At 60.9% G+C, this 12,251-nt stretch carries 6 protein-coding genes; 4 read left to right on the forward strand and 2 right to left on the reverse strand.

From position 1 onward, the window contains the following. The first annotated feature begins 44 nt into the window (after positions 1–44). The 4 genes from AB5Y97_RS15760 to ruvC all read left to right on the forward strand — a co-directional run bounded on the left by AB5Y97_RS15760 (position 45) and on the right by ruvC (position 7,316). Positions 45–2,384 carry an acyl-CoA dehydrogenase gene (locus tag AB5Y97_RS15760; protein WP_201948292.1) on the forward strand — a complete coding sequence of 780 codons (2,340 nt, stop codon included), beginning with the start codon at positions 45–47 and terminating at the stop codon, positions 2,382–2,384. Between the two features lie 167 nt (positions 2,385–2,551). Beyond that, complete coding sequence (locus AB5Y97_RS15765) at positions 2,552–5,614, forward strand: efflux RND transporter permease subunit (protein WP_201948290.1); 3,063 nt, start codon at positions 2,552–2,554, stop codon at positions 5,612–5,614. Between the two features lie 15 nt (positions 5,615–5,629). Then, positions 5,630–6,679: an efflux RND transporter periplasmic adaptor subunit gene (locus tag AB5Y97_RS15770; protein WP_201948289.1), complete on the forward strand. Its 1,050-nt coding sequence runs from the start codon at positions 5,630–5,632 to the stop codon at positions 6,677–6,679. A 115-nt stretch (positions 6,680–6,794) separates the two neighbouring features. Continuing rightward, positions 6,795–7,316 carry a crossover junction endodeoxyribonuclease RuvC gene (gene ruvC / locus AB5Y97_RS15775; RefSeq protein ID WP_005334512.1) on the forward strand — a complete coding sequence of 174 codons (522 nt, stop codon included), beginning with the start codon at positions 6,795–6,797 and terminating at the stop codon, positions 7,314–7,316. Between the two features lie 95 nt (positions 7,317–7,411). On the opposite strand, the gene AB5Y97_RS15780 is transcribed toward ruvC, so the two are convergent. Together AB5Y97_RS15780 and AB5Y97_RS15785 are read right to left on the reverse strand one after the other, a co-directional pair. After that, positions 7,412–10,513: a hypothetical protein gene (locus tag AB5Y97_RS15780; protein WP_201948310.1), complete on the reverse strand. Its 3,102-nt coding sequence runs from the start codon at positions 10,511–10,513 to the stop codon at positions 7,412–7,414. A gap of 437 nt (positions 10,514–10,950) precedes the next feature. Further along, entirely contained in the window at positions 10,951–12,153 is a 1,203-nt protein-coding gene (locus AB5Y97_RS15785; protein ID WP_368157222.1) for an ISL3-like element ISAeme19 family transposase, read from the reverse strand. Positions 12,154–12,251: the final 98 nt, after the last annotated feature.

A 12,251-nucleotide genomic window follows, 5' to 3' on the forward strand; every position in this document is an offset into this window, starting at 1 on the left:
CAACAATAAATCAACGGAAACAGTGAAATAGAAGGAACTTCGGTATGATCACATTGCTTGTCCTGCTGGTGCTGGCGATAGCCGTTGTGCTCGGCGTACCCTCCATCCGTAAAAAGGTGGTAACCCGTCCGGTGTTCGGCATCTTCAAAAAGATATTGCCGCCCTTGTCAGCCACCGAGCGGGAGGCCATGGAAGCCGGCTCCGTCTGGTGGGATGGCGAGTTGTTTCGCGGCAACCCCGACTGGAAAAAACTGCACGGCTACGGCAAGGCCGAGCTGACCGCGGAGGAGCAGGCCTTTATCGACAATCAGGTCGAAACCCTGCTCGCCATGGTTGATGACTTCAAGATCGTCAACGAAACCAAAGACCTGCCGGAACCGGTGTGGGACTATCTGAAGAAGGAAGGCTTCTTCTCCCTGATCATCCCGAAATCCTATGGCGGCCGCGAGTTCTCGGCGATTGCCAACTCCACCATCGTCACCCGCATCGCCACCAAGAGCTTGAGCGTGGCGGTCACCGTCATGGTGCCCAACTCCCTCGGCCCGGGCGAGCTGCTGATGCACTATGGCACCCAGGCCCAGAAAGATTTCTGGCTGCCGGGGCTAGCCAGTGGCAAAGAGGTGCCCTGCTTCGCCCTGACCGGTCCGGAAGCGGGCTCCGATGCCGGCGCCATTCCTGACAAGGGGATCGTCTGCAAGGGGATGCACAAGGGTGAAGAGGTGCTGGGTATTCGCCTCAACTGGAACAAGCGCTACATCACCCTGGCGCCACGAGCCACCGTGCTGGGGCTGGCGTTCAAACTCTATGACCCGGAAAAGCTGCTGGGTGACAAGGAAGAGCTCGGTATCACCTGCGCGCTTATCCCCACCAGCCACCCGGGTGTGCGCGTTGGCGATCGCCACTACCCCATGGGTCTGGCGTTCATGAACGGTCCGACTTTCGGTAAGGATGTGTTCATTCCGCTCGACTGGATCATCGGCGGCCCGGATTACGCCGGTCGCGGCTGGCGTATGCTGGTGGAGTGCCTCTCCGCCGGTCGCGGCATCTCGCTGCCTGCTCTGGGCACCGCTTGCGGTCACATGGCGAGCCGCACCGTGGGCGCCTACTCCTATGTGCGCAAGCAGTTCGGCATGTCCATCGGCAAGTTTGAAGGTGTTCAAGAAGCGCTGGCCCGTATCGGCGGCCTCACCTATCAGCTCGAAGGGGCCCGTCGCATGACCGCCGGTTCCCTGGACCTGGGTCAGGCGCCGGCCATCGTCACTGCGATTTCCAAGTACCACATGACCGAGATGGCGCGCCAGATCATGGATGACTCCATGGACATCCACGCCGGTCGTGCCATCCAGCTGGGCCCGAAAAACTACACCGGCTACGCCTACATGGGTATTCCGGTGGCCATCACGGTGGAAGGGGCCAACATCCTGACCCGCAACCTGATGATCTTCGGGCAAGGGGCTACCCGCTGCCACCCGTACGTGTTTGCCGAGCTGGAAGCGGCGGCCGATACCGACGTGGAACGCGGTCTCGAGAAGTTTGACGCCCTGCTGATGAAGCACATCGCCTTCGGCGCCGGCAACTTCTTCGGTTCCCTGTTCCAGGGGCTGACTCTGGGTCAGTTCAACAGCGCGCCGGTAGCTGGCGAAACCGCCCGCTACTACAAACAGCTGTCCCGTATGAGTAAAGGGCTGGCCCTGTGCGCCGACGTCTCCATGCTGATGCTGGGTGGCGATCTCAAGCGCAAGGAGATGATCTCCGCCCGTCTGGGTGACGTGCTGAGCCACCTCTACCTGGCCTCCGCCACCCTCAAACACTACGAGGATCAGGGCCGCATGGTCTCCGATCTGCCATTCGTGCAGTACGCGGTAGAGCGCAACCTCTATCTGATTGGCAAAGCGTTCGAGGGCTTCTTCCAGAACTTCCCGAACAAGGTGGTGGGTGCCGTACTCAAGCGGGTGGTATTCCCGTTCGGCGTGGGTTACAAGATGCCGGCAGACGATCGCAGCCACGCCATCTGTCTGGCCATGATGAAGCCGGGCGAGTTCCGCGACCGTCTGACCGCTCTCTGCTATGTCGGCAAAGACGAGGCGGATCCGGTCGGCCTGATGGAGCGCGCCTTCCAGGCCATGGTCGCTGTGCAGCCCTACGAGAAGAAGCTGGTGCAGGCCCAGAAAGAGGGCAAACTGCCCCGCAAACTGGCGCTGCCGGAGCTGGTTGCCGCCGCGCTGGCCGGTTCCATCCTGAGCAAGGACGAAGCGGACAAACTGCTGGCCGCAGATGCCCTGCGCTACGAAGCGATCCAGGTAGACAACTTCGCCCCGGGCGAGCTGGAAGGCTTCTCCCAGCAAGCAAACAAGCAGCCAAACAAGGTCGAGCACGCCGCCTGATCCCTTGGCAAACCAGTACCAAACCGGCCCTCGTGGCCGGTTTTTTTGTTTGTTAACCATGCATTTACAAGCTAGGAGAATTCCAGTTAAATGCTTGAGTCCCTGTTGCAGGGGCTTTGGAAGCAAGGCCAGCGGAATGGCCGATAACAACAACTCAGGAAGAGTGAATGAACCTCGCCAAAACGGCGATCGAACGCCCCATCTGGGTGGCGGTCTCGATCGTGCTGATTTTCCTGCTGGGCCTGCTCAGCATCCGGGGACTGCCGATCCAGCTGTTCCCCGACATCGACCGTCCACACCTCAACATCTCGGTGAGCTGGCGTTCCGCCTCGCCGCAAGAGATGGAGTCGGAGATCACCGACCCCATCGAACAGGAGATGCAGGGGGTTCAGGGGCTCAAGAGCCTTGTCAGCAACAGCTATCCCGGCTTTACCGAAATCGACATGGAGTTTGCCCTCGGCACCGACATGCAGCGGGCCCAACTCGATGTGATTTCGCGACTGAACCGGGTCTCGGGATTGCCGGACAAGATTGGCGGTCCCTACGTCAACAACTACAGCAGCAACGATACCCTCACCTTCTTCTTCATCCAGCAGCTGCCCGGAGCCAAAGGGGTGATCGATGATCATCAGGCGTTGATCGAGGCGCGGGTCAAACCCGAGCTGGAACGCATCGAAGGGGTCTCGACGGTCGCGATCGAGGGGATCAACGAGCGCCAGATCCAGATCCGCTTCGACCCCTATCGCGCCGCCGAGCTGGGGGTGGAGATCCCGGTGCTGGCCAGCCGTGCCACCACCGGCTGGGACGTGTCGGCCGGTACCCTCGACATCGGGCGCTGGGAGTACAAGCTGCGCTTCGCCGGTCGTTACGATGTCGAGACGCTGGGGGACAAGGTGGTGGACTGGCGCGATGGCCTGCCCATCTATCTGCGGGATGTGGCGGAGGTAAGGGTGGCCAGAGAAGAGAACCCGGTGCTGCGGATCCAGAACGGCAATACCGCCATCGCCGCCCAGATCTTCAAGGAGAGCGGCGCCAATGCCCTGGCCTCCCTTGAGGCGATCAAGGCCCGGGTGAACGAGCTCAACCGGGAGGTGCTGGAGCCGGTCGGGTTGCACATGGAGCAGTCGTTCGATGCCTCCCTCTACATCAATCGCGCCGTCAGCATGGTCACTGCCAACCTGGGGCTCGGGGTGCTGCTCTCCTGCACCATCCTCTGGCTCTTCCTGCGCCAGCTCAAGGCGACCCTGATGATTGCCCTCGCCATCCCCATCAGCATCATGCTCACCTTCTGCCTGCTCAAGGTGATGGATCGCACCCTCAACATCATCTCGCTGGCGGGTATCGCCTTTGCCGTCGGCATGGTGCTCGATGCCGCCATCGTGGTGCTGGAGAGTATCTACCGGCGCCACGAGCGGGGGGATTTGAGCAAGGCAGAGGCGGCGCTCGAAGGTACCCATCAGGTGTGGACGGCGCTGGTCGCCTCCACCCTCACAACGGTCGCCATCTTCCTGCCGGTGCTGCTGCTCAACGATGTGGAGGGTCAGCTGTTTGCCGATCTGGCTCTGACCATCGCCTGCGCCGTGACAGTCTCCATGCTGGTCGCCGTCATCGTGCTGCCCGCTGTGGCGGCGCGCTGGATGGGGCGTGAAACGCTGACCGATCCCTATGAGTCGCTGTGGCAGCGCACTACCCGTCACGTGATCCGCTGGACCTCGACCTCACGCCAGCGCTGGACGGTCATCACCCTGATGATGAGTCTGCCGGCCCTGGCCACCTGGGCGCTGCTGCCCAAGATGGACTATCTGCCGGACGTGAAACGGGACGCGGTGGATGTCTGGATGAACTTCACCCCCGGGGTCAATCTCAAGGCCCAGCGCGAAGAGGTGATCGATACCCTGATCGCCCGCCTTGCCCCCTACATGAAGGGGGAGAAAGAGCCTGCCCTCAAGAACTACTACATCTTGCGCTACCCGGGGGGCGCCCAGATTGGCGTGCGCCCCAAGGACGAGACCCGCATCAAGGAGCTGGAGAGCCTGTTGATGAAACAGCTGCTGGTGGGTATTCCCGACACCCGGGTGTTCGGCGGTCAGGGGTCGCTGTTTGGCGGCTTTGACAGCGAAAACGGCGTCTCCCTGCTGCTGCAGGGGGGTAACCTGCCCGAGCTCTATCAGGCGGCCCGAGCCAGCATGGGGATCCTCAGCAAGGACCTGCCGGGAGCACAAATCCGGCCCGAGCCGAGTCTCGACTTCACCGCCCCCGAGCTCAAACTGGTGCCGCAAGATCGGCGCCTCGCCGAAGTGGGTTGGGATCGCACGCCCCTGCCCACCATCATCCAGACCTTTGGCGACGGCTTGCGGGTTGGCGAGTATTTCGACGGCGAGGATCGGCTCGACATCATGCTGATGGGGCAGAGCTCCGCCAATCCGGACGAACTGAAGGCAGTGCCGCTGGCCACCCCCTCCGGGCGCATCGTCCCCCTTGGCGAGCTGCTGCGGGTGGAGCACGACATGGGCCCGGCCAGTATCTTCCGGGCCGATGGGCGGCGCAGCATCATCCTGCAGATAGCGCCCCCGGCGGGCATGACCATGGAGCAGGTGATCGACACCCTGAAAAACCGCAGTTTTGCCGCCATCCGCCCCCTGCTGCCCGCTGGTGGCGAGCTGCGCATTGCCGGCAACGCCGACAGCCTGCAACAGGCGCTCGACAATCTGGGGACCATCTTCCTGTTCGCCGTGGTGATCCTGCTGGTGCTGCTGTGGGGAGTATTTGTCTCCATCAAGGATGCCCTGCTGGTGTTGCTCACCCTGCCCCTTGCCTCGGTTGGCGGCGTGCTGGCGCTGCAACTGAGCGGGCTGCTGGTGCCGCTGCCGATGGACCTGCTCACCATCATCGGCTTTGTCATCCTGCTGGGACTGGTGGTCAACAACGCCATCCTGCTGGTGCATCAGACCCGCACCGCCGAACGGGACGGTATGAGCCGTCAGCTGGCGGTAGCTGATGCCTTGCAAAGCCGGATGCGCCCCATCGCCATGACCAGCCTCACCAGCATCTTCGGCATGCTGCCGCTGATGCTGAGCCCGAGCGAGGGGAGCGAAATTTACCGCGGGCTCGCCACCGTCATTGTCGGCGGCATGAGTTGCAGTACCTTGTTTACCCTGATCCTGTTGCCTGCCTTCCTGCGTCTCGGGGAGCAGGTGGCGATCCCACAACCCCTGCGCCAGCGGGCCTGAGCAAGGAGCTCATCGATGACACACATGATTACCCGAATGTTGGCTGGCGCTGCGCTGATTGCAGGCAGCGCGCTACCGGTATTGGCCGTTCAGGGCAAGATGGTGACCCTGGCGGATGTGACCCAAGGGGATGCGGCCGCCAATATCTGGGTCAGCGGCACGGTGGCGAGTCGCCAGCAAGCGGCGCTCAGCGCCGAAGTGAGCGGCCGGGTGGAGTGGATCGCCGAATTTGGCAGCCGGGTCAAAAAAGGAGATGAGCTGCTGCGCCTCGACAGTACGGCGCTGCGCCTCTCGCTAGAGCAGGCTCGCGCCGAGCAGGCGAAATGGCAGAGCAACCTGCGCTTCGCTCGCGCCGAATCCCAGCGGATCACCCGGCTGCACCAGCAAAAGAGCGCCTCCCAAAGCCAGTACGACAAGGCCAGTTATGATGTGGAGCAGGCCGCGCTGGCCGAGCGACTGGCCGCCATACAGGTGAACCAGATTGAAGAACAGCTGCGCCGCAGCCACATCTATGCCCCGTTCGACGGGGTGGTGAACAACCACTTCATCCAGCCCGGCGAGCATGTGGACGCGGGCGAGCAGGCGCTGGAGCTGGTCAACCCGGATCAGCCGGATATCCGCCTGCAGGCCCCCATTCTCTGGGCCCAGCAGCTGGCGCCGCAAACCCGGCTGCAGGTGGAGGGGGAGCAGCTGAGCGGTCACGGCGTCTATTACCAGCGAGCCGCCAGCGCCGATCCCAAGTCGCGCCTCATCGAGCTGCGCCTCAAACCGGAAGCGGGCACCTTCATCATCGGCTCGCCGGTACGGGTTGCCCTGCCACTGGGGGATCAGCAGAGCATGCTGCTGCCACGGGATGCCCTGGTGCTCGGCACCGATGGCAGCGTGGTCTATCAGGTGGCGCGAAGCGGCAAGGCGCTCAAAGTGAATCGGGTGCCGGTCACCGTGCTGTTTGGCGACAGCCAGCAAGTGGCAGTGAGCGGCGCCCTCAAGCAGGGGGATCGGGTGGTGGTGCGCGGCGCGGGCAGCCTGCAGGATGGCGACACCATAGCGCTGTTCAAGGGCTAACCACGCCCGACGCCGGCTGGCCAATCTTTGCCCGCTTGACCCGGGACATACAGCCAAACGGGCCACAGTTTGCTATCTTGGCGGCCATCACTCGCGTTTAGAGCAATCAACACCCATGAGCATTATTTTGGGCATCGATCCGGGTTCGCGGATCACCGGATACGGGGTTATCCGGGTCGTGGGCGGCAAGGCCGAATACTTGGGCTCTGGCTGCATCCGCACCGATTGCGGCGAGCTGCCGGAGCGCCTCAAGCAGGTCTATGACGGGGTATGCGAGATCATCACCCAGTTCAAACCCACCGAGTTTGCCATCGAGCGGGTCTTTATGGCCCGCAACGCCGACTCGGCCCTGAAACTGGGGCAGGCCCGGGGCAGCGCCATCGTCGCCGCGGTCAACGCCTATCTGCCGGTGAGCGAATACTCAGCCACCCAGATCAAGCAGGCGGTGGTCGGCACCGGCGGCGCCGCCAAGGAGCAGGTGCAGCATATGGTGACCCATCTGCTGAAACTCTCCGCCACCCCGCAGGCGGATGCAGCGGATGCCCTCGGCGTCGCGCTCTGCCACCTGCACACCCGCCAGAGCCTGATCAAGATGGCCGGCCGCGCCAGCAGCTCGGTACGTGGCCGCTATCGCTGAGCCCTTGTGTTGACCGCGGCTCATCTCGGTATCGCTAAATAAAAAACCGCCCCGGCTATCCGGGGCGGTTTTGTTTGGCCGTTTTGTTTGAGCGCTTAGCGAGCCGAAATGGTGATGCTGGCGAGATCGATCAGATTGACCGCCCCCTTTTGACCGCCTGCATCGTTGTAGGTGTCGTTTGCCTTCAGGTAACTCATGTTGTAAAAATCGCTCACCCGGATGTCATACTCCCCGGCAGGCAGATCAATCACGAACGGCGTCGAGTCACGCAGCGGTTTGAGGTCGCCCTCTTTCATCACATGGGGCATCTGCACCATACCGCTGGTGACAACCTGGCCACCACTCACTACCGAGATCCGTTTCACCCCGTTGGTCACCCCCAGATTGATGGCATGCTGGGCATTGCTGTATTGCAGGCGAATGGCGTGCTTGCCATCGAGCTTGACCCCCTGCACCAGCAAGCTGTCGTCGGGGCGGCCCCAATCCTTGAGGTAAGGGACGGGAATGGCCCCATCGGCGGCGCTCACACTGCCGGTATGGGAGACGTTGGCCCCATCGATGGCGATATGTTGCAGCGCAGGCTGATAGCAAACCGGTTTGGCATGATGGGAGCGGTTGCCGGACTCCGGATAGACCGCCTCGGCACTGTAGCAATAGGCCTTGCCCGGCTGCAGTACCATGTCGTCGACCCAGCTGGTCGCGCGACCCAGATCGGAGGCCACCTGCTTGCCATCCCGATAAATGTTGTAGCTGACCGCCCCCTTGTTGAGACTGTCCTGCAGGGCAACCACCAGCTTGCCACTCTGCTCGCTAACCCCGAGCAGGGTCGGCTCGGTCGGTGCAAACACCTGCCTGTTCTCGACATCCAGCGGCGCCACATCCTTGATCAGGCGGCTCCCCTGATCGTCAGCCACGGCGGCACCGAGCGTCACCTCAATCCGGTTGCTAGGGGCCAGCATGTTTTCACTTATCTGCTCACCCACCGGGGCGCCATTGAGGGTAATGCTGCGTACCGGATAGTAACTGCCCTCCCCGCCCAGCTCCGGCAGTTGCAGCACGATGTCAATCTGCTTGCCACGATAGTTCAATCCCTTGAGTGCAGCCTCGGGCTTGGCCCCCATCAGCTTGTGCAAGTGAGCGGTGACAAACGGCTTGATCCGGATCCCCCCCTCTTCCACCTTGTAGCCGAAGGTGGTGTCGGTCACCATGCCAAGGTAGCCCCCGACAGACCAGAGCTGGCGCTGGGAGTTGATCACCGGCCCGGTCAAATCGGGATGGGTCAGATCCATCAGGGAGGGCTGACCGGAGAGCCACTCGAGGTTCTCCATGTTGGAGAGGTTCAGCGCGGCGCCGCGCATCAGGGAATCGATATGGTGATCGACCACGGCAACGTTCTGCACCATGGCCGCCGCCTTCAGCCCGTAGGCGGAGACGAAGGGCCAGATGGCGCGGTTATGGTAAACCGGCATATCGGGTTGCTGCGGGAAGTAGACCGGCGCGCCATAAGGGCCCATGGGATAGCGACTGATGATCTCTTTGGCCTGCGCCTCATCGGCAACACCGGCCAGAATGGCGAGGGATTCCCCCAATAGATCGAACTTGTAGGCCGGGCTCTGATCGGTACTGGTGTTGATCAGGCTGGCATACATCTTCTCGTCAGCCAGCCAGAAAGCACGATTGATCGCCAGTTTCAGCTCACCCGCCCACTGGTTATAGCGGATCGCCAGCTCATCGTGCCCCAGTTCGCTCGCCACCCGCGCGGCCAGCAGCAACCCCTGATAGTGGGTCACGTTGGTGGAGAGAGATTTGCTCATGCCGATGTGGGCGATATCTGCGGTGATCCACTTGGCATAGGTCTGGTCGCGCCAATCGAGGAAAGATTGCTCGCCGACATAGAGACCATCTGCGCTATCGAAGGCGGCCAGACGATCACTCTCTATGGTGTTGCTCAGTCCTTCAAAGACATCGGGCAAGAACGCGCGGCGCTCGGCATCAGACAGGGCAGCCAGCACCCGCTCGGCCCCCAGGGCCCAGCTCATGCGATCGGTACTGATGGGCCAGCTGCCCCCGGTACCGGTATCCTGAATGATCTGGCGTCCTTGCGGGATCAAACTGTCCATATCGCTTTTCAGCTCGGCTCTGAAATCAGAGAGCTTGAACTGCAGGGAGTTGCGCGCCCGCAGGGGATCAAGCACCCCCAGCCCCAGATCGGTGGCGTAGGAGAGATCCCGCGTCCAGACGTAATGCCACTTGGCGCCGGTTTCAAAGCAGTCGCAAGGGATCGCCTGCCCCCCGTTGTAACTGCCATCCTTGACCTGAGCCACGCTGTTCTGGCGCATCTCGTAAGCGGCCAGCGCAAACAGGGCATCAAATACCATGTTGCCGGATCGCAAGCGGGGCAGATCGGACTGCTCCTGATAGGTGGTAAAGTTCTCGCCCGGATCACGCAACTCCTGAGTAGTCGATTGCGCATAGCTGCGATACTCGTCACTGGCCTTTTTGACCGAGAAGGTAGCCGTTTCCGTCACTCCGGGCTTATAGGTCTCATACTCGCGCTTCTCGATCAGCTCATGCCCTTCATGGGGATTGATCATGCCAAGGTCTCCCTCTCCTGCGATGCTAACCTGCAACAAGGGGGCATTCTCATCCTGGCTGGCGTCCAGCAGGAACTTGTAATACCCCTCCTGATCCACCCGCACTGATGCCAGCTGACACTGGGCGTCACAGCGCTGCATCTTGACCGGGTGGTTCAAGGCAATGGCGCCATTAATCCCGAATCCAATCCCCTCCTGTGCGGAGGCGATCTTTATCTTGTGTTCACCCACCGTCAGCCTGGCCACCATCACATACAGCCTGTCCCCCTGATAGACCATCTGCAGCACGGGCTCCAGATTGCCATCAATCCCTTTCAGATAGAGGCTCTCGCTGTAATTGGGGTCATCACGCACCATGGAGAACTCGATGGCCGGTGCCGCCAGATCGGCATTGGTCACCTTGACCTGAATATCGATCAGCCCCTTTTCGGTCACCACCAGACGGTTGTTCTGCCCGTTGTTCTGGTAGTACATGGGATAGACCTGACCGGGGAAGATGCTGGTCTCCTTGCGGGAGTCAGCAGAGAAATCGGGATATTTGGTCCACTCGGGGCCAGCCACTTTGAAGGGGGACATACCCGAGTTCATCTTCAGGTTGTCCAGACGATAGACCCCCTCCTTGAAGGTCAGTTTGAACTTCTCCTCACGGCCCCAGCCGCTAAATTCGCCAACCATATAGAGATCAAAATCCCAGGGCGCCTTCACCTCCGGTTTGACCCCGTTATCGCTACCGCTGGATGAGCTGTCATGACAACCGGACAAAAGAACCCCGCCGCAGCATAACGCCACGGATAAAGCCAATGGACGAATTTTCATATTTTCCCTTCGTTACTTTTTTGTTTTGTTATTGAAACAGCATTGAGTAAAACCGTTTTTGCCAGTCTACGTGGTCAGCATTCGCCAGAAAAATAGACCACGTCACCATCGGCATAGATAACATCTATAACCAGATGAAATTACGTGATCCCCCGCACCAAACCGGCTATCAGGCGGTAAAAGCGAATTGAATACAACGTGAAGGGAGCCACATAAAAATAGGTTCATCGCGGCTTTCCGGGGAAGGCCGCCTTGATTTTCAGAAAAAAGTATTCTGAGTCCCTAAATCCATATGCCATGCGCTTTATCACTTTGATCTTGTTGTTCACCCCTTCCAGCACACTCGTGTGCATCGGGTAGTTTGCACTCGCCAGGATCCCCCGCATATATTTCGATAAATTTCGACCAAATCGTTGCAGCGGCGCTAGCCCGCTTTCCTTCACCTGCCGCATCCAGCTCCGCCATCGTCGCCATCCTTCCCACACGCTCGGCGCATACCAGATGCCCTTCAACCCCTCTTTCAGCACGTACACCATCGCCAGCGGTTGATTCGCCGCCAACAGCTCCTGCAACTTCACATCCTGTTTTTCACTCAACTTCGCCCGATTACGTAGCAGCAACCAACGCGCACTTTTGACCACTTTTCGCGCCGGTTTATCGCTTTTCAGTGCATTCGCCTGCTCCACTCGCACCCGGTCCACCACCTCTCGGCCATAGCGAGCCACCACGTGGAACAGGTCGTAGACCACCTCCGCCTGCGGGCAGTGTTGCTTCACCTCCAGGTCGAACGCCGTGTTCATGTCCATCGCCACCGCTTCAATCTGCTGGCATCGCTCGCCGAGCTGCTCGAAGAAGGGACGGATAGCGGCCCGGCTGTTGCCGTGCCCCACCCACAGGACGCGGATTCGCTCGGCATCCATGATCACGGTGGCATAGCGGTGTCCCTTGTGCAGGGCAAACTCATCCATCACCAGCCGCCGCACCTCCCCAAGTTCGATGGTGCCCACACTGGTCTGCAAACGGCGCTTGTCGATCTCCTTGATGGTGTGCCAACCGACCCCGGTGAGCTGGCTGACATGGCGGATGGGGAGGTACTGAACGAGCGCTTCAATCCAGCACTGCATGCGCCGGGTGAGGCGGGAGCCAGAGGGGAGCCAGTCGATATGTTCACTGACGCGACCACAGCGCAGACAGTCGACGCGGCGAACAGGCAGTTGTAACCAGACTTGTCGGTCAAATAGGTCTCGCTCACGCACCCGGCGGATACGTTGGTCGTGGATCAATGGCGTGGGTTGCAGGCATCGGCGACAACGGGGCAACAGGTCGGCGCGAGGCTCAAGGGTAAACAGGGTGTGATGGTTGGCAGAAAGCGCTTGGGCGATGACGGTATAACCTGGCCAGAAGGAGGCAATATCAATATGATGCACGGCGACAGCAGGGTGATGGTGGTGGTGTGTTTGGAGACAGCCAGTTTACCAGCACCCTGTCTGTCAACTTCCACTTCCCCAAGATCCCGCGAAGAACC

The organism is Aeromonas sp. R10-2 (assembly GCF_040908445.1).
GTDB classification, from domain to species: Bacteria; Pseudomonadota; Gammaproteobacteria; order Enterobacterales; family Aeromonadaceae; genus Aeromonas; species Aeromonas veronii.

What these genes read in the sequence shown, in the direction of transcription:
- AB5Y97_RS15760 (WP_201948292.1), top strand. Translation starts at nt 45, where the DNA reads ATGATCACATTGCTTGTCCTGCTGGTGCTGGCGATAGCCGTTGTGCTC.
- AB5Y97_RS15770 (WP_201948289.1), top strand. Translation starts at nt 5,630, where the DNA reads ATGACACACATGATTACCCGAATGTTGGCTGGCGCTGCGCTGATTGCA.
- AB5Y97_RS15765 (WP_201948290.1), top strand. Translation starts at nt 2,552, where the DNA reads ATGAACCTCGCCAAAACGGCGATCGAACGCCCCATCTGGGTGGCGGTC.
- ruvC (WP_005334512.1), top strand. Translation starts at nt 6,795, where the DNA reads ATGAGCATTATTTTGGGCATCGATCCGGGTTCGCGGATCACCGGATAC.